This is a genomic window from Pseudomonas sp. H1_F01 (assembly GCF_054681425.1).
In genome coordinates, this window is sequence record NZ_CP162823.1 from 2,974,519 (window position 1) to 2,992,812 (window position 18,294).

15 protein-coding genes are annotated in these 18,294 nt (G+C 63.6%); 7 read left to right on the forward strand and 8 right to left on the reverse strand.

All coding sequences use genetic code 11. The features are described from left to right. Positions 1-179 precede the first annotated feature (179 nt). From AB4O09_RS13780 to AB4O09_RS13810, 7 genes are all read left to right on the forward strand, one after another. Entirely contained in the window at positions 180-1,502 is a 1,323-nt protein-coding gene (locus AB4O09_RS13780) for an MFS transporter (protein WP_460108340.1), read from the forward strand. Between the two features lie 138 nt (positions 1,503-1,640). Continuing rightward, positions 1,641-2,633 (forward strand): AraD1 family protein, encoded by a 993-nt coding sequence (araD1, locus tag AB4O09_RS13785; RefSeq protein WP_013693558.1) that lies wholly within the window; start codon positions 1,641-1,643, stop codon positions 2,631-2,633. A 12-nt stretch (positions 2,634-2,645) separates the two neighbouring features. Next, positions 2,646-4,226 (forward strand): aldehyde dehydrogenase (NADP(+)), encoded by a 1,581-nt coding sequence (locus AB4O09_RS13790; protein WP_003202679.1) that lies wholly within the window; start codon positions 2,646-2,648, stop codon positions 4,224-4,226. A gap of 238 nt (positions 4,227-4,464) precedes the next feature. After that, positions 4,465-4,761 carry a DUF5629 family protein gene (locus AB4O09_RS13795; RefSeq protein ID WP_043042412.1) on the forward strand — a complete coding sequence of 99 codons (297 nt, stop codon included), beginning with the start codon at positions 4,465-4,467 and terminating at the stop codon, positions 4,759-4,761. Beyond that, positions 4,748-5,923 carry a lactonase family protein gene (locus AB4O09_RS13800; RefSeq protein ID WP_003202675.1) on the forward strand — a complete coding sequence of 392 codons (1,176 nt, stop codon included), beginning with the start codon at positions 4,748-4,750 and terminating at the stop codon, positions 5,921-5,923. Before AB4O09_RS13795 ends, AB4O09_RS13800 begins: the two co-directional genes overlap by 14 nt. 156 nt (positions 5,924-6,079) lie before the next feature. Continuing rightward, on the forward strand, positions 6,080-6,259 hold the full coding sequence (locus AB4O09_RS13805) for a hypothetical protein (protein WP_003202673.1): 180 nt from the start codon (positions 6,080-6,082) through the stop codon (positions 6,257-6,259). Between the two features lie 175 nt (positions 6,260-6,434). Continuing rightward, entirely contained in the window at positions 6,435-6,560 is a 126-nt protein-coding gene (locus tag AB4O09_RS13810) for a hypothetical protein (RefSeq protein ID WP_003202672.1), read from the forward strand. 143 nt (positions 6,561-6,703) lie between these two features. On the opposite strand, the gene AB4O09_RS13815 is transcribed toward AB4O09_RS13810, so the two are convergent. The 8 genes from AB4O09_RS13815 to AB4O09_RS13850 form a co-directional block, all read right to left on the reverse strand. Next, positions 6,704-7,306, reverse strand: a complete 603-nt coding sequence (locus tag AB4O09_RS13815; protein ID WP_013693556.1) for a glutathione S-transferase — start codon at positions 7,304-7,306, stop codon at positions 6,704-6,706. Next, on the reverse strand, positions 7,303-10,944 hold the full coding sequence (locus AB4O09_RS13820) for an AAA family ATPase (protein ID WP_460108341.1): 3,642 nt from the start codon (positions 10,942-10,944) through the stop codon (positions 7,303-7,305). Before AB4O09_RS13820 ends, AB4O09_RS13815 begins: the two co-directional genes overlap by 4 nt. Continuing rightward, positions 10,941-12,185, reverse strand: coding sequence for an exonuclease SbcCD subunit D C-terminal domain-containing protein (locus AB4O09_RS13825; RefSeq protein WP_003202667.1), 1,245 nt, complete (start codon positions 12,183-12,185; stop codon positions 10,941-10,943). The genes AB4O09_RS13820 and AB4O09_RS13825 overlap by 4 nt, the downstream gene beginning before the upstream one ends. Positions 12,186-12,411: 226 nt before the next feature. Then, positions 12,412-14,049: a BatD family protein gene (locus AB4O09_RS13830; RefSeq protein ID WP_013693554.1), complete on the reverse strand. Its 1,638-nt coding sequence runs from the start codon at positions 14,047-14,049 to the stop codon at positions 12,412-12,414. Next, entirely contained in the window at positions 14,046-15,782 is a 1,737-nt protein-coding gene (locus tag AB4O09_RS13835) for a tetratricopeptide repeat protein (RefSeq protein WP_003202663.1), read from the reverse strand. The genes AB4O09_RS13830 and AB4O09_RS13835 overlap by 4 nt, the downstream gene beginning before the upstream one ends. Beyond that, positions 15,779-16,858 (reverse strand): vWA domain-containing protein, encoded by a 1,080-nt coding sequence (locus AB4O09_RS13840; protein WP_003202661.1) that lies wholly within the window; start codon positions 16,856-16,858, stop codon positions 15,779-15,781. Before AB4O09_RS13840 ends, AB4O09_RS13835 begins: the two co-directional genes overlap by 4 nt. Continuing rightward, on the reverse strand, positions 16,851-17,345 hold the full coding sequence (locus AB4O09_RS13845; RefSeq protein ID WP_460108344.1) for a DUF4381 domain-containing protein: 495 nt from the start codon (positions 17,343-17,345) through the stop codon (positions 16,851-16,853). The genes AB4O09_RS13840 and AB4O09_RS13845 overlap by 8 nt, the downstream gene beginning before the upstream one ends. Further along, a complete protein-coding gene (locus tag AB4O09_RS13850) occupies positions 17,342-18,286 on the reverse strand; it encodes a DUF58 domain-containing protein (RefSeq protein ID WP_003202656.1) in 945 nt (314 codons plus the stop codon). The genes AB4O09_RS13845 and AB4O09_RS13850 overlap by 4 nt, the downstream gene beginning before the upstream one ends. Between the last annotated feature and the right edge of the window lie 8 nt (positions 18,287-18,294).

Consider the following 18,294-nt stretch of genomic DNA (forward strand, 5'->3'; position numbering starts at 1 on the left):
TTGTATGACTATATTGTTCTAGCTGAAGCGTAACATAAGCGCAATTTGTGCGGTTTGGAAGTGTTGTTGGGTAAATAGTATTACTATATAGTCCGATTCAATGGAGGGATTGTCCTGGCGGTCATTCGCGAGAGAAATCCCCCGAGGTTCCATAACAACAACAATCGGAGACCGGTCCCATGAGCCAGGAATTGCGGCTTATACGTCGCATCACGCTGAAACTGATTCCCTTCCTGATCCTGCTGTACCTGATCGCCTACGTGGACCGCTCTGCGGTGGGCTTTGCCAAGCTGCACATGGGCGCCGACCTCGGTATCGGCGACGCCGCCTACGGCCTGGGTGCTGGGCTGTTTTTCATCGGTTATTTCCTGCTGGAGATCCCCAGCAACCTGATGCTGGAGCGCTTCGGTGCCCGGCGCTGGTTCGCGCGGATCATGATCACCTGGGGCGCCATCACCATCGGCATGGCGTTCGTACAAGGCCCGCATAGCTTCTATGTGATGCGCTTTTTGCTCGGTGCGGCCGAAGCTGGGTTCTTCCCGGGCGTGCTGTACTACATCACCCAGTGGTTCCCGGTGCGCCATCGCGGCAAGATCCTCGGCCTGTTCATTCTTTCCCAACCCATCGCGATGATGATCACCGGCCCCGTGTCCGGTGGCCTGCTGGGCATGGATGGCATCCTTGGCCTGCACGGCTGGCAGTGGCTGTTCATGGTCATCGGCCTGCCAGCGGTACTGTTGACCTGGCCGGTGCTGCGTTACTTGCCGGACGACCCGCAACAAGTGAAATGGATGGACCAGGCCGAGAAGGACTGGCTGACCGGTGAACTGAAAAAAGACCTGCAGGAATACGGCCAGACCCGCCACGGCAATCCGCTACATGCCCTGAAGGACAAGCGTGTCCTGCTGCTGGCGCTGTTCTACCTGCCGGTGACCTTGAGCATCTACGGCCTGGGCCTGTGGTTGCCGACGCTGATCAAGCAGTTCGGCGGCAGTGACCTGGTGACTGGCTTCGTATCGTCGGTGCCATACATCTTCGGCATCATCGGTTTGCTGATCATTCCCCGCAGCTCCGACCGCTTGAACGACCGCTACGGTCACCTGGCCGTGTTGTACGTGCTGGGCGCCATCGGCCTGTTCCTCAGCGCCTGGTTGTCGGTGCCGGTGTTGCAATTGGCGGCGCTGTGCCTGGTGGCGTTCGCGCTATTTTCCTGCACGGCGGTGTTCTGGACCTTGCCGGGGCGTTTCTTTGCCGGCGCCAGTGCGGCGGCGGGTATTGCGTTGATCAACTCGGTGGGCAACCTGGGCGGCTACATCGGCCCGTTCGTGATCGGTGCGCTGAAGGAGTACACCGGCAACCTGGCCTCGGGGCTGTATTTCCTGTCGTGTGTGATGGTGTTCGGCCTGGTGTTGACCGGCGTGGTCTATCGCCTGCTGGAGCGCAAGCATGTGCTGCCGGCGGATCAGTTCGCCGCCAGCGCCCGTGGGGCGACACGTACCTGAGGTCACTGTGGGAGCGAGCTTGCTCGCGATGACGATCTGACAGTCGACATCTGGGGTAAATGTAAGACTGCTATCGCGAGCAAACTCGCTCCCACAAGGGACGCACCGAATTCAAGTTTTGCTTACAAGGAGAAAGATATGCGTTTAGTTCAGTTCGAATTGAGTAACGGCGAACGCCGCGTCGGTGTGGTCGAGGGCGATCAGGTGCGCGAAGTGCAGGGCGCTCGCACCGTGCGTGACCTGGCGCTGGCGGCTATCGAAGCGGGCGTGAAGCTTGAGCAGCAGGTCAATAGCCTGGGCCTGGGGGCGAGCCATGACTACGCCCGGTTGCTCAGTGACCTGCGCATCCTGCCGCCACTGGACCACCCGGACCCGGCGCACCTGTTGGTCAGCGGCACCGGCCTGACCCACCTGGGCAGCGCCTCGGCCCGGGACAAGATGCACCAGCAGGCTGGCGACGAAGCGGCCATGACCGACACCATGCGCATCTTCAAGTGGGGCGTGGAGGGCGGCAAGCCCCAGGCCGGGCAGGCTGGCGTGCAGCCGGAATGGTTCTACAAGGGCGACGGCAGCATCGTTGTCCGTCCGGGTCATCCGTTCCCGTTGCCGCCCTTTGCCGAAGACGCTGGCGAGGAGCCGGAAATCAGCGGCCTGTATGTCATCGGCCACGACGGCAAGCCCTATCGCCTGGGCTTTGCCGTGGGCAACGAGTTTTCCGACCACGTGATGGAGCGCAAGAATTACCTGTACCTGGCCCATTCGAAATTGCGCAGTTGCAGTTTTGGCCCGGAACTTCGCGTGGGTGAACTGCCTCAACATCTGTCCGGGACCAGTCGTATCCTGCGCAACGGCGAAGTGCTGTGGCAGAACGAATTCCTCAGCGGCGAGGCGAACATGTGCCACAGCCTCGAAAACCTGGAATTCCACCATTTCAAGTACAGTCAGTTCCTGCGACCGGGGGATGTCCACGTTCACTTCTTCGGCACCGCGACCCTGTCGTTCGCCGATGGCATCCGCACGCAGCCGGGGGATGTGTTCGAAATCAGCCAGGCTGAATTCGGCGCGCCGCTGGTCAACGGCATTGCCCCGGTGGACGCGGTGTTCAACCCGGGTACTATCGGCACACTTTAAAGGAGACTTGCGATGAACCAGATCCTTGGCCACAACTACATCGGCGGGGCGCGCAGCGCAGCCGGCCAGACTCGCCTGCAGAGCGTCGACGCCAGCACCGGCGAGGCCTTGCCCCATGACTTCGTCCAGGCCACGGCAGAAGAAGTCGACGCCGCCGCCAAGGCCGCGGCGGCGGCTTATCCAGCCTACCGCAGCCTGAGTGCGGTGCGCCGGGCCGAGTTCCTCGAGGCCATTGCCGATGAGCTGGACGCCTTGGGCGATGCGTTCGTGGCCGTGGTCTGCCGTGAAACCGCGCTGCCGGCGGCACGGATCCAGGGCGAGCGCGGTCGTACCAGCGGCCAGATGCGTCTGTTCGCCAAGGTCCTGCGTCGTGGCGATTTCTACGGTGCACGCATCGACCGGGCGTTGCCTGAGCGCACGCCGTTGCCCCGTCCGGACCTGCGCCAGTATCGCATTGGTCTCGGGCCAGTGGCGGTGTTCGGCGCCAGTAACTTCCCCTTGGCATTCTCCACCGCCGGTGGCGACACGGCGTCAGCCCTGGCGGCTGGTTGCCCGGTGGTGTTCAAGGCCCACAGTGGCCACATGGCGACCGCCGAGCACGTGGCCGATGCGATCATCCGCGCGGCTGAAAAGACCGCGATGCCGGCGGGTGTGTTCAACATGATCTACGGCGGTGGCGTTGGCGAATGGCTGGTCAAGCATCCGGCGATCCAGGCCGTGGGTTTCACCGGTTCCCTCAAGGGCGGGCGTGCCCTGTGCGACATGGCGGCCGCACGGCCGCAGCCGATCCCGGTGTTTGCCGAAATGTCGAGCATCAACCCGGTGATCGTGTTGCCACAAGCGCTGGAAACCCGTGCCGAGAGCGTCGCCCGCGACCTGACCGCCTCGGTGGTGCAGGGCTGCGGTCAGTTCTGCACCAACCCTGGCCTGGTGATCGGTATTCGTTCGCCGCAGTTCACCGCCTTCACCCAGCAAGTGGCGGCGTTGATCGGCGACCAGGCGCCCCAGACCATGCTCAACGCCGGCACGCTGCAAAGCTACGGCAAGGGCCTGCAGAAGTTGCTGGCTCACCCGGGCATCGAGCATTTGGCCGGGCGCGAGCAGCAGGGCAACCAGGCCCAGCCGCAGTTGTTCAAGGCTGACGCCAGCCTGCTGATCAACGGTGACGAAGCGCTGCAGGAAGAAGTGTTCGGCCCGACCACGGTGTTTGTCGAAGTCGCGGACCAGGCGCAACTGAGCGCCGCGCTGCACGGCCTGCACGGGCAACTGACGGCAACGATGATCGGCGAGCCAGCGGACTTCGAACGGTTCAGCGAACTGACTCCGTTGCTGGAGCAGAAGGTTGGCCGCATCCTGCTCAACGGTTATCCGACCGGGGTGGAGGTGTGTGATTCGATGGTGCACGGCGGGCCTTACCCGGCGACGTCCGATGCCCGTGGTACGTCGGTGGGCACCCTTGCGATCGATCGTTTCCTGCGTCCGGTGTGCTTCCAGAACTATCCTGACAGCCTGTTGCCCGAGCCGCTGAAGAACGCCAACCCGCTGGGGATCCTGCGGTTGGTGGATGGCGTGCCGGGGCGCGAGGCGCTCTGACGGTTGCGGTGAGGCCGTTACATTCAAGTTGAATGTGCCGGCCTCATCGCGAGCAAGCTCGCTCCCACAGGGGGGCTTTGGTGAGTACAGAGTTTGTGTTCGCTGAAAATCCAACTGTGGGAGCGAGCTTGCTCGCGATGGCGGTTTTGCAGGTGACACCGTTTTCGAACCTTATGGCCCAAGGCCCAAGCCCACATTGGGTTATCATGACTACTTTCCCAATGACCGACTGATCACCATGACTGCCGTAACTGACACCCTGCTCAATGCCCTTCACAAATGCGACATGCTGATCATAGACGGGCTGCATGCATTCGATTTTTACCTCGACGAGCAGGACCAATTGCACGTCGAGTGCATGAACGGTCGCACCCTCGAGTACTGGCGCTTCACGCCAGCGCAGATGCAGGCGGCGACCTTCGATAAAGCCACGAACCACTGGATCATCACCAGCGATTCGGGCGACCACCACTTGGAGTGCGTGGAAGCCACCAGCGGCCACGACGATGAGGACGAAGAAGATGAAAATGCGTAGTCTCTGGCCGCTGTTGATGGCCGGTAGCATGGGCGCCATGGGTGTCCAGGCAGGTACCGATGAACGCCATCAACTGCTGGTGGGCTCCTACACCGCCGGCCAGAGCCAGGGCATCTACCGGATGCAATTCGACAGCCGCACCGGCCAGCTCGATGCCAACCCGTTGCAAGTGATCAAGACCGAAAACCCTTCGTGGCTGACCCTTTCCAAGGACATGACCCGGCTGTTCGTGGTCAACGAAAACGGGCCGGGCCAGAAAGACCCGGTGGGCAAGGTCAGCAGCTACGCCATTGACCCGAAGACCCATGCACTGAGCCTGATCAACCAGGTGCAGTCCCTGGGCAACGAGCCGACCCATTCCAGCCTCAGCGGTGATGGCCGTCATCTGCTGGTCAGTAACTACTCGGTGGTGGAAGACCCGGGCGGCACCCTGGCGGTATTGCCGGTAGGCGCCGATGGCAAGCTGGCTTCGGTGGTGCAGTTGAGCAGTCATCAGCCGAGCAAGGTCAACCCTGAGCGGCAGATGTCGGCCCATGTGCACGCCGCAGTGTCCTCGCCCGATGGCAAGTACGTGTTCGCCAACGACCTGGGGGCGGACAAGGTGTTCATCTACCGCTACGACCCCAAGGCCAATCCAGAGCTGCCATTGGCCGCCGCCGATCCAGCCTTCGTGCAGTTGCCACCCGGCAGCGGCCCGCGTCACCTGTTGTTCAGTGCTGATGGCAAGCACGCCTGGCTGACCATGGAAATGAGCGCACAAGTGGCGGTGTTCGATTATCAGGATGGCCGCTTGACCCAGCGTCAACTGGTCGACCTGGCGGCTGGCAAGCCGCAGCCGGGCAGGGCGGCGGCTGCGCTGCATGCTTCCGCGGATGGCAAGTTCCTCTACGTCAGCAACCGTGGCACCACCAACGAAGTGCTGGTGTTCGCCATCGACCCGGCCGCCGGCACGCTCAAAGAGCTGCAGCGACGCTCGGTCGAAGGCGATCATCCACGGGAGTTCAGCCTCGACCCGAGCGGGAAATTCCTGCTGATTGCCAACCAGAAGAGCAACCAGATCGTGGTGATCGAGCGCGATCCGAAGACCGGCCTGCTGGGTAAAACCGTGCAGAAAATGCCGATGGATGCGCCCAGCGATTTGAAGTTCATCGTCCGTCAATAGGGCGTAGGCCCCGTTTTTCGGGGCCTGCGCCGTTGTATCAACGAGACTGATATTCGCAAGTGATGTAAAGCATTTCAACGCAGGACGCCTCGGCGCGTAAGTTTGCTTCACGGCCCAACCGGGCAAGTCAGCCAACTGAATCCGAGGTCTACCGCCATGAATCTGAATCTCTTCTCCGTGATCGCCGCTTCCGCCATCTCTGCCACCGTGGCGCTGCCCGCCAGTGCCAGCGTCGAAATCAGCGACAAGAAAAATCGCACCCAGAGCTACACCGAGAAATACCTGCAGCAAAGCGCTAACTTCTATGCGGCGTTGGACCACAAAACCCAACACTGAAATATCGCGCAACGACCGAAGCCTGCGATCTTTTCATCTTCACCGACCCTCAGGTGCAAGAGAAAAGATCGCAGGCTTCGCCGTTTCTGGAGAAATGCCACTGTAATATCACTTGGCCATGTGTTTAAATTTGACGCTGATAAATTGACTCCTTTGCCGATTAAGGACCGACACCATGGCGATGCGTCTGGCGGTGATGCTGCTGTTTCTCTATTCCACTCCGATTGTTTCCGCGGCCCAGCCAGATTCCGGCGAGTTGGAAGCGGCGCGTGAGCGATTGTTGAGCTTGCTTAGCGACTGATCGGCTCTGGTTATAGAGATTGTGTGGGAGCAAGGCTTGCCCGCGATACAGGCGACTCGATTTCTGAAGGACCGCATCGCCTTCATCGCGGGCAAGCCTTGCTCCCACAGAAATTCCCTCGCCACAGGGCTGGGTGCAAGCGGTTACTTGGCCATGATCGCCACGAACAGCTCGCAATCCAGGAACCTCTGCAACCAGTCTTGTAGCCGAGGGTAGGGCGCCTGGGCAAACCAGTCGCGGTCGACGTGGGCGAACTGCCGTATGAAGGGCATCACTGCCACGTCGGCCAGGCTCGGGTGATGCGCCGCCAGAAACGTCCGGGTCTCAAGCAAGGTCTCCAGCCTGCGCAGAAAGCTTTCACCCTCGCTACGGTAATGTTCCTTCGGGTACTCGGGATGGCGCTCGGGGTATTTGTAGCGATTCAAGTGCAGCTTGAATACCTGGTCGTTTTCCTCGATCAACGCCGCTGTCAGCGCCTGGCCTTCGGGGTCGTCCCGTAGCCTCCAGTCTTGCGGATCGTGCTGGGCCAAGGCCCAGTTCATGATCTCCAGGCTTTCATCGATCACCCGGCCATCGACCTGCAGCACCGGCACCGTGCCTTTGCTTGAAAGCGCGAGCATCTCGGCTGGCTTGGCCTTCAGACTGACTTCGACAATATCCAGTGCGACCGCGCTGTAGCGCAAGGCCATGCGCGCCCGCATGGCGTAGGGACAGCGACGGAAGGAATAGAGCGTGGCGTGGCTCATTTCACCTCCACTGTGCTCAAGCCGTTGCCCTGGCGACGCACCTGGATCTGCACCGGGATCCGCTCGTGCATTTCCTGCACGTGGGAGATCACCGCGACCTTGCGGCCCTGGGCCTGGAGGCCGTCGAGGGCGTCCATCGCCAGTTGCAGCGATTCGGGGTCGAGGCTGCCGAAGCCTTCGTCGATGAACAGCGATTCGATCTTCAGTGTGCTGGACGCCATCGAGGCCAGGCCCAATGCCAAGGCGAGGGAGACCAGGAAGGTTTCGCCGCCGGACAACGAATGCACCGAGCGCAGTTCATCGCCCATTTCCGTGTCCATCACCAGCAGCCCGAGCATGCTGCCGCCGCGCTTGAGCCGGTAGCGGCGCACCAGTTGCCGCAGTTGGGCATTGGCGTGGTGCACTAGCAAGTCGAGGTTGTAGGCCTGAGCCAGCTTGCGGAAACGGTCGCCGGTGGCCGAACCGATCAGGGCATCGAGGCGCGCCCAGCGCTGGTACTCGTTGTAGGCCTGTTCGATCTGCTGGGCCAGGGCCTGGTTGGCGTTCTGCCGGCGCTGGTCTTCGGCCTGTTCGGCGCGCAGTTCGGCGCAGTGCTGTTCGCTTACGGCGAATTGGCCTTGCAGTTCGGTGAGAGCCTGGGCGAGTTGCTCAGGCGCCAGGTTGCCATTGTGTTGGGCCTGGTGGTTTTGCAGGCGCTGCTCGCGTTCGGTGAGCAGGACTCTGGCTTGTTCGATGGCTTTTTCGCCGTTGAGCAAGCGCTGGCGCAACTGGCTGACGTGTTGCTCGTCCAGGCCGAGCAGGGCCTCGAGGGTGGCATCGTCCAGTTCCGGATGGGTGGTGCGCCATTGCGCGATACCGGCGGCCAGCGCCTGGCGTTCGTGGTCCAGGGATTGCGCCTGTTCCTGTCGGGCCTTGAGTTCGGCGGCCAGTTGCACCAGATCGTTGCGCAATTGCTGCAACTGCTGATTGGCCGTCGCCTCGGCATCCCGCGTCTGTTCCAGGCGCTGGTCGAGTTGTTGCTGCCACTGTTCGGCGCTGGTGTGCTCGCCGAGCAATCGCGTGAGTTTCTCCTGGCAGGCCTGTTGTTGCTCGCTCAGGGCGCTGAATTGCAGGCGGGCCGCTTCCAGTTGCTGGAGGCGGGTCTGCTGGCGGTCCTGTTCTTTCTCCAGGGTCTGCTGGCGCTGGAGCTGTTCGCCCAGTTCGTCGCGCTGCTGTTCCAGTTGCTCCAGGCGCTGGGCGATCTGCTGGTCGAGCTGCAAGAAGGTTGCGGCGGGTTCGCTGCGCAAGGCCTGCAGGGTGTCAGCGGGTAGCAGGGCGCTGAAGTGGCTCAGTTCCTCGTCCAGGCGCTGGCGGTCGCGGGCCAGCTCCTGCTGCTGGTTGCCCAGGTGCTGTGAGGCCTGTTGGCTGGCTGCCTCGGCTTCACGCAGCCGCTGCGTCATGCGCGCGGCGTCCTGCTGCAGGGTCAGCAGGGCGGTTTGCCGTTGTTCGTCCTGGCTGATGCGCAGGTTCAGTTGGCTGTTCTGCTGGGTCAGCCAGGCGTCGCGCTTGTTCGTCTCCTGGGCCAGCAGTTGCGCCGACAACGGGTGGGCTTCAAGGCTGGGTGCCAGGCTCTGTTGCTGGCTGGCGAGCTGTTCCTGCTGCTGTTTGAGTTCCTTGAGCTGGGCGATGACCCCGCTGTATTGCGCCCGCAGGTCGATGACTTTTTCATTGAGCAGGTCGACGGCCTTGCGGGCGTTGGCTTCTTCGGTTTCATCAAAGCGCCCGAGGTTTTCCAGCAGGGCTTCGGGCTGATGATAAGGATGCTCGATGCTGCCACACACGGGGCAGGGCTGTTCATCCTGCAACTGTGCGCGCAGTTGCTCGACGCTTTCGCTGCGGGCCAGGCGCTGGCGCTCCAGCAGTTCACGGGTGACGGTCAGGGTCTGTTCGGCAATGGTCAGTTCGGCCTTGGCTTCGCCGCCTTCACGCACCAGCCGGTCACGTTCCTGCAACGCCCGTTGCTGGCGTTGTTCAAGTTCGGCGCCGCGTTTGTCCAGCTCTTGCTGACTGGCCCACAGCCGGGTCAGGTCTTCAAAAGCACGCAATTGCTTGCGGTTGTCTTGCAGCAGATTGCCAAGCAACTGGATCTGTTCGGCCACTGCCTCCGGCTCGGCGCCGGCTTCCTTGTAGAGCACTTCGAGGTCTTGCCGGTGGGTGGCGAGTTCCTCGGCGGCGCGGGCGGCGCCTTGTTCCAGTGTGGCGAGTTCGGCCTGGCCCTGGTTCAGGCGATTGCCGATCAGCATCAGTTGTTGGAGGCGATCGCGATAGGCGTTCCAGGCATCGCTGAGCGGGGTCAGGTGCGTGCTTTGTTCCAACGTGCCGGCGATGCGCTGCAAGCGCTCGGCCACCTGCCTTTGCTGTTCGAGCAAGGTGTCGATGGTGCGCTGGCCTTCGGTGCAGGCCTGCTGTGCCTGTTCCTGGCGCTCGGCGCCCTGGCTGGCGTCCCTGGCGAGGCGGGCCAGGGTACTTTGCTCTTCAAAGGCCTGGCGCAGCAACGGCGCGCTGTCGCTGCTGTGTTGCCGGGCCGCAGCCAGCGCCAGTTGCGCGGCGCCCAGGCTTTTTTCCAGTTCGGCCTGCTGGTCATGGAGATTGAGCTGCTGCTGGGTAAGCTGCTGGATCTGCACGGCCAAGGGGTCGAGCTGTCGGCTCAGTTCGGCCTGGCGAATGAACTGATGGCGCTGGGGCGTCAGTTGCTCCAGGCGAACCAGTTTCAGGCGTTCGTCGGCCAGGGCGTTCCAATCGGCCTGGGCCTGTTGCAGCTGTTCGGCGGCGCTGGCGTGTTCATCCTGCAACAGGCCCAGGTCGCGCAGCCAGGTGTGCTGCTGCTCCAGTTGCTTGAGTTGCGCCTGTTGGGCCTTGAGTTGTTGCTGGGCGTCGTTGAAACGCTGGTCCAGCTCGGCCCGGGCCTCGGGGGCCAGCGGCGTGACACCGGTGGCCTGGTCCTGCAACTGCCGGTGGCTGTCCTTGGCTTGCTTGGCCTTGTCGAAGGCGCGGCGGCCGAGGCGGGTATACAGGGCGGTGTCGGTGAGCTTTTCCAGCAGTTCACTGCGATCGTTGTCATCGGCCTTGAGGAACGCGCTGAACTCGCTCTGCGCCAGCAGCACGGCCCGGGTGAACTGTTCGAAGTTCAGGCCCAGGGCCGCTTCGAGCTGGGTCTTGTATTCGCCTTTCTGGCTCGCCAGCAGTTGATCGTTGTCCAGGTCCCGCAGGCTCTGGCGGCTGGCTTGCAACTTGCCGCCGGCTTTTTCCCGGGCGCGATTGGCTTCCCAGCGGGCCCGATAGCGGCGTCCGTCGATGCCGCGAAAATCCACTTCGGCATAGCCATCGCCGGTACCTCGGCGCAACAGCGTGCGCGGATCGCCCGTGGCAATCTCGCCATCGACGTCCGGTACCTTGGCGTCACGCCCGGTGTTATTGAGGCGCGGCACGGCGCCGAACAGCGCCAGGCACAGGGCGTCGAGCAGCGTGCTCTTGCCGGCACCCGTGGGGCCGGTAATGGCGAACAGGCCGGCGCTGGCCAAGGGTTCGGCGGTGAAATCGATTTCAAACGGCCCGGCCAGGGACGCCAGGTTCTTGAGGCGGATCGCGAGGATCTTCATGGCTGCTCGCTCTCCATCTGCACGTCTTGCAACAGCACGGCAAAGTCCTTGAGGGTCTGTTCGTCCACTTCGTTGCCGTAGGTGTCCTGCCAGGCGCGGCTGAACAACTCCTGCGGGCTGAGTTGATCCAGCTCCACCAGCGCGCTGCCATCATCGGCACTGCCAGCGCCACCGTTGCCGGCATACTCGGCGGCGATCCGCACCAGGCGTACGGCCTTGCCTTGCAGTGCGGTCTCCACCTGGTGACGCAGGTCCGGCTGCGGCTCATCGAGGCGCACCCGCACTTCCAGCCAGGGTTGGCGCTGGACATCGGCCAGCAGGTCGATGTCGGGCAGGTCCTTGAGTTGCACCAGGAGATCGGCCAGTGGCGCCGGGCCCAGGCGTTGCAGGTTGACGGCCCGCGGGATCAGGCGCGGCTCGACCTTGACCAGGGCTTCGCCGTCCAGGGTGATGTCGAGGATCTGATGCTGATAGCCGATCTCCGAAAATGACAGCGGGATCGGCGAACCGCTGTAGCGGATACGCTCTTCACCGTTGACCTTCTGCGGCTTGTGCAAGTGGCCGAGGGCGACGTAGCTGATGCTCGGGCCGAACAGGCTGGCGGGCAGGGCCTCGGCGTTGCCGATGATCAGGCTGCGCTCGGAATCCTCGGACACCGAACCACCGGCCATGTGCGCATGACTGATGGCGATCAGCGCCTGGCCTTTCTTGCGCTTGTTGTTGGCCGCGGCGATCAGCCACTCATGCACCTGGCCGATGCCTCGCAGGTAGTCGTCGCCCAGTTGCGCACCGGTGACTTCGGCAGGGCGCAGGAACGGCAGGGCCAGGCACCACGCCTTGACCTTGCCTTTGGCATCGGGCAACGGCAACAACAGGCGCTCGACGTCCAGTTGACCGTCGTCCAGCCACAGCACCCGACCCAGGGCATGGGTGCGCAGGCGTCGCATCAGCGGCGCAGGCAGCTCGATCCGCGAGCCAGAGTCGTGGTTGCCGGCGATCATCACGATGGTCAGGTTGGCGTTCTGTTCATGGGCACTGACGATGAAATCGTACAGCCGCTCCTGGGCTTTGACCGGCGGGTTGACGGTGTCGAAGATGTCGCCAGCGATCAGCAATACGTCGGGCTTTTCGTGGGTCAGTTGACGCAGCAGCCAGTCGAGGAAGCAGGCGTGTTCGAAATCGCGTTCCTGGCCGTGCAGGTTTTGCCCCAGGTGCCAGTCGGAGGTGTGAAACAGACGCAAGGTGAACTCCAGGAAACTGATGATGGCCGCGGTGAAGAAGAGGGCGGCTAAAAGAAGCAGAGTTTACTGGGAAACCGGGGCTAGGACTTGTTCAACTTCGCTGGATCTATGAACACTGATCCTGTGGCAAGGATATTTATGTGGGAGCAAGGCTTGCCCGCCATGCTCCCACCCGTTTTGCCCGCACATAAAACCCCTCGCCACAAAGGCTACGAAAAAAGCGGGTTTATTTGGGGTAAAGCGGCGGCAACCCCGAATCACCCGCCGAGCCCAGCCCCCCTTCGGTGGGCGGGATGGTGCGGATGGCCCGCCACAAGTCTTCACCCTGCCAATGCTGGCCGGTTTCGCTGTAGAGCGCGCCGTTGAGGCCGTCCAGGGCGTCGGACAGCGGCACGAAACGCGCCGCCATGTCGGCCAGGGTTTCCGGCTGCTGGCGGGCCCAGGCGTCCAGGGCCTGGCGGGTGGCGTGGGGGTCGTTGGCCAGGCAGGTACGTTTGAGGTCATCCAGCAGGGTGCGTGGGCTCGGTCCGGTCTGGGTCGAGCGCAGGATCGCTGGCTGCCAGCGGGCGCGCCACCACAAGCCAAAGCCCAGCAGCGTGGTGCAGGCGAGGAGGAAGGTGCTCAGTTGCCAGTACCACAGGGCCTCGCTGTCGACCGTTGTCACGATCTGCGTCGTGCCGGCCGGCGTGTCCACCATCAAGCTTGGATTGTTCGCCACTTGCAGGGTCCGCGCCGGGAGGCTGGTGCGGTCCAGGTGGTCTTCCAGGGTGTTCCACCAGACCACTTCCACCGGTGGCAGCTCGATGGTCCCGCTGCGGTTGGGCACCAGGGCCTCGCGGTCTTCGCGGCTGCCCACCAGCCCGCGCTCGCTGTTGCGGCTGCTGAGTACCGGTTGGTCCGGATAGCGTCGCAGGCCGTTGATCTCCGTGGCCGGTAGCGGTGGCAACTGGGCGCTGGCCAGGCCTTCGGCTTCCAGGGTCAGGCTGCGGGTCAGGGAATCGCCCACCTGGCTGTGGGTCGGTTCCGGGCTCCAGCTTTCACTCAAGGACAGGCTGCGTGCCGGCAGCCAGGGCACGTCGGCCGGATAGCTGGCAGGCTTGGGCTTGACGCGCAGCAACAGTTGCGCGGAGCTTACCCGCATCAACTGGCCGGGTTTGGGGCCCGAAGGTACGGCGTCCTGGGCTACCGGCTCGACCAGGGTGGCACTGAATGTCTGGGCCGGAATCGTCAGTTCGCCGCTGCGTTGCGGATAGATGCCGTAGCGCAGTTCGATCACGCCATGGCGGACATCGTTGATGACTTTTTCATAGGTGCGCGATTCGCCCAGTTGCTCGGTGCGGGCATCGGGAATGTGCAGCGGCGTGAGGCTGCTGTCGTCGTACAGCGACACCGAATGGTAGATGCGCAGGGTCAAGATCGCCTGGGCCTGAACATACACTTCGGTCTGGTCGAGGCTGGCCTCGATGAATACTGCTGCCAGGGGCTGGGAGGCGTTGCGGGTTTCGCCTTCGACCACTTGCAGGGTGATCGGCTGGCTGGTCACTTCGCCCAGTTGCAACGGCGGAATGATCACGGTGCCGCTTTGGCGCGGCAGCAGGGTCACGATCCAGCGGGTGGTGGCACGGTTCTCACCGTCGAGGGTCGTCAACTGGTTGACCTGACGGGTACCGCGCACATCGAACAAGGCCTGGAGCGGGCCCAGGTCCGGTTTGCCGAACAACGTGGCGTCGTTGGATTCCAGGGTCAGTTCCACCGTTTCCCCGGAGTTCAGGCGGCTGCGGTCCACACTGGCAGTCAGCTGTGCAGCCTGGGTTCCAGAGGCCCAGAGCAGCAACACGAGGAGGTAGGCGGTGAAGCGGGTCATTGGGTTTTTTCCTGGGCCTGATGGCTTTGCTGTTCATACCAGAATTTACGCCTGAGCAGCTCCCCTGGATTATCCGGGATCTGGCGCAGCCATTGTTCCAGTGCCTGGCGCTGTTCTTCTTCATTGCGCTGACCTGCGGCAGGACGCAGTGGCGGGGTGGTGGTCTGCTCATCGGGCAGTTCGCTGCCCGGTACATCCTGGGCGGTAGGCGGTTGTGCCGTCCGCGGGGGCTGGGACTCGTCCGATGTCGTGCTTGGCTCGTGGGAGGGCTGTCCCGGTTCGGAAGACTGGGTGGGTGAGTCGGCGTCTGGCGGTTGCTCGGTGGGGGCCGGCTCCTCGCTTTCGGCAGGCTTGGGTTCTTCCGGTACGGCGGCCGGCTCTTTCAACAAGCTTTCCACCAGGGCCTTGTTGGTCTGGGCGGGGCGCAGGTCGGGTTGCAACTCCAGGGCCTGCTCATAGGCATCCAGCGCGGCTTCCAGTTCGCCGCTCCTGGCCAGGGCGTTGCCGCGATTGTAGTGCGCGCGGGCGTCATTGCCTTCGGCGAAGCGTCGGGCGGCTTCGCTGTATTGACCGGCTTCGTACAGGGCGACGCCTTGCCACTGGCTGTCCTCGAAGTGGGCGGCGGCTTCGGCGGGACGTTTTTGCTTGAGCAAGTGCTGGCCCTGTTGGTCGGCGCGCAGCCACAGGTCCTGGAATTCGAAGGCGTGGCCGGTTTGCGGCAACACGAACAACAGCGGCAGGCAGAACAGCCAGCCTCGCCGCCCGGCACAGGCGGCCAACAGCAGCAGGGGCAGGAGCAGCCAATAACCCTGGTCGGCCCAGGTGTCCAGGCGCAGGGTTTGTCCATCGCTGCGCAGATGGCGAGGACCGTCCAACAGGCCCAGGCCGCGCAGGTCGCTGTCATCCAGGCGCGCCGGCCGGTAGCGGCCGTCCAGCTCATTGGAGAACGCCTTGAGGCCCGGGTTGTCGAGGCGCGGCAGTAGAATCGCGCCTTGGGCATCCTTGAGGTAGCTGCCATCCTCTTGGGCCACGGGGGCACCTTCCCGGGTACCGATGCCCAGCATCAGCCATTGCGTGGCGGAACCGTCCAGGGCCTGGCGAATGCCTTGGCGCTCCTGCTCATTCAGCGATGAGCCGATCAGCAGGATCCGACCCTGTCCAAGCTCGCTCTGGTCCAGCAGGGTCAGCGCCTTGCGGACCGCCAGGTCGGCACGATGGCCGCTCTGCGGCATGATCGACGGCGCGAGGGCTTCGAGCAGGTTGGCGCTGGTGGACAGGTCGTCGGACAGCGGCACCAGCGTATGGGCACTGCCGGCATAGACGATGATCGCGGTCTGGGCGTCGCTGCGGTTCTGCAACAGGTCCAGTACCTTGCGCCGAGCCTGTTCCAGGCGCGTGGGCGGGACGTCGGTGGCGAGCATTTCCGGGGTCAGCTCCAGCACCACCACCAGCGGGTCGGCGGGTTTCTGGCTAGTCTGTTCGACCCGCGCCCAACTCGGCCCCAGCAACGCCAGCACGATCAACAGCCAACCCAGGCCCAGGGCAATCCACGGCAACCGGCTTTCACGGCCACTGCCGCCACTGAGCAGCACAGCATGAAAGGCGGGAGGCAGGATCATCTGCCAGCGGCCCACGCGTTTCTGCCGGTGCCACAGTTGCCAGAGCAACCAGCCCAGCAGAGGCAGCAGCAACACGAACCAGGGGCGTAGCCAATGTGGCCAGAGGGCGATCATCGACGCCTCCGCAAGCGCAGGCGCTTGAGCCGCTGGCGCCACTCGGTGTGTTGGGCTGGCTGGAACAGCGGCTGGTTGAACAGGCGCTGCAACGGATTGTCCGGCCAGCGCGCCCGGGCCACCAGCAACATGCTCAATAGCAGCGCAACGGCCAGGGGCCAGTGATACAGCGCCAGGGCAGGACGGGCCTGGGTCGGTTGCTGGGTCACCGGTTCGAGCTGGTCGAGGGTGGTCTTGATCCCCAGTAGTTGCTCACCATCCTGGGCGCGAAAATACTGGCCGCCGGTGACTTCGGCGATTTCCTTGAGTGTCGGTTCGTCCAGGTCCAGGCTCGGGTTGACGCCGAGCGAACCTGTGGTGCCGCTTTGTTCCGGGGCGGCGCCGATGCCGATCGGGTAGATTTTCACGCCTTCGTCGGCGGCCAGTCGCGCGGCGGTCAGTGGGTCGATTTCGCCGCCGTTGTTGGCGCCGTCGGTGACCAGGATCAACACGCGGCTATGGGCCGGCCGCTGGCGCAGGCGCTTGAGGGCCAGGCCGATGGCGTCACCGATGGCCGTATTCTTGCCGGCGATACCGATGCGCGCCTCATCGAGCCAATGGCGCACGGTGCGGCGGTCGAAGGTCAGCGGTGCCTGCAGATAGGCCTGGCTGCCGAACAGGATCAGGCCAACCCGGTCACCTTCGCGGCCTTCGAGAAAATCCCCGAGCATGTGCTGGACCAGCGCAAGGCGACTGACCTCTTCGTCTTTCCATTGCATGTCGGGAAAGTCCATGGAACCCGAGACATCCACCGCCACCAGCAGGTCGCGACCGCTGGCGGCAATGGGCAATGGCTCGCCCAACCACTGCGGTCGGGCAGCGGCGATCAGCAACAGCAGCCAGAGCAGGATGAAGGGCGCCTGTTGCCGCCAGGTCGGCAGATTGGCCCGGGCTCGCCGACCCACCAGGCCTTCCAGGTCGCCGAGGAAACTGACTTTGAGCGCTGGCTCGCCGCTGTCGGCCGCCGGCAGCACCAGGCGCATCAGCCAAGGCAGCGGCAACAGGGCGAATACCCACGGCCAGGCGAACTCAAACATGTTTGCGAATCCAGATTTCGACCGCCTGGGTCAGGCCGGCGATGGCTTTGTCATCGAGCTTGCATTCGGGTTTGTAAGCGCCTTCCACCAGCACCATCCAGCGGGTCAGGCCAGCTGCCGGGCAGCGGTTATCCAGGAAAGCCAGCCATTTGCGCCCGTTGAGGGTGTGGCTCTGGCTGTAGGGGTAATGGTTGCGACACAGGCGTTTGAGCAACCCGTTGAGCTGTTGCAGCCAGGCCCCAGCCGGCGCCCCATCGTAGGGTTTGGGCAGCAGGGCGAGTTCGGCCAGCGCGGCCAGTCGCACCGGGTCCAGGGGTTGTTCGGCACGGGGGACGGTGCGCTTGGCGGGAATGAACCGGCGCAACTGCCACAGGCCCAGACCCAGCAAGGGGATCAACACCAGCAGCAACCACCAGCCCGGCGCGGGAGGCCAGAAACCGATAGGGGGCGGCGCTATCAGTGGCTGCAATTTATCCAGGTTGCTCATCGACTTTTCCCGGCCCGCTTGGGGTTCAGGTATTCGCGCAGTTGCTCGACCATGTCGCCCTGGGTGCTGAGGGGCATCATCAGGATCCGCAGCTTCTGCGCCAGTATTTCCCAGCGCTCCTGGCGTGCCTCGGCCTGGGCGCGATAGGCCTGGCGCAGTTCGAAGTTCAGGGTGTCGAGCTCCAACTGTGAAGAGTGTTGGGCGAAGCGCAGCAGGCCGGCGGCGGGCAGGGCGTGATCCAGCGGGTCCGACAGCGGCAGCAGCAACAGGTCGCAATGGCGCGACAGCAAGCTCAACTGCTGTTCGGCGCTGTCGGACAACGCACGCTCGTCGCAAATCACGATCACCAGGCTGCCGGGCCGCAGTACTTCCCGGGCGCGGCGCAGGGCGATGCCGAACGAGTCGCGATCCGGCTCGCCTTCGGTGTGCAGTGACTGATTGACCCGCACCAGCCGGTTGAGCAATTGCAACAGGCTCTGTTTGCTGCGCCGCGGCTTGACCTCGTAATGGGTGTTATTGCCGAACACCAGGCCGCCGACCCGGTCGTTGTGCCCCAGCGCGGCCCAGCCGATCAGGCTGGCGGCCTGGGCGGCGAGCACCGACTTGAACATCAGCCCCGAACCGAAGAACAGCCGGTGGCTTTGCTCGATCATGATGAAGATCGGCCGCTCGCGTTCTTCGTGGAACAGTTTGGTGTGGGGCTCCTGGGTCCGGGCGGTGACGCGCCAGTCAATGGTGCGTACGTCGTCGCCGGCCTGGTAGACCCGCACCTGGTCGAAATCCACCCCGCGTCCGCGCAGCTTGGAGTGATGCAGGCCGATCAGCGGACTGCGCTGTCCCGGTGTCGAGAACAACTGCACCTCGCGCACACGATGGCGCATCTCGATCAGCTCCGAAAGGCTGACGCGGATGCCCGGTGCGGGCGCCAACGGGTTATTCATGACTCATG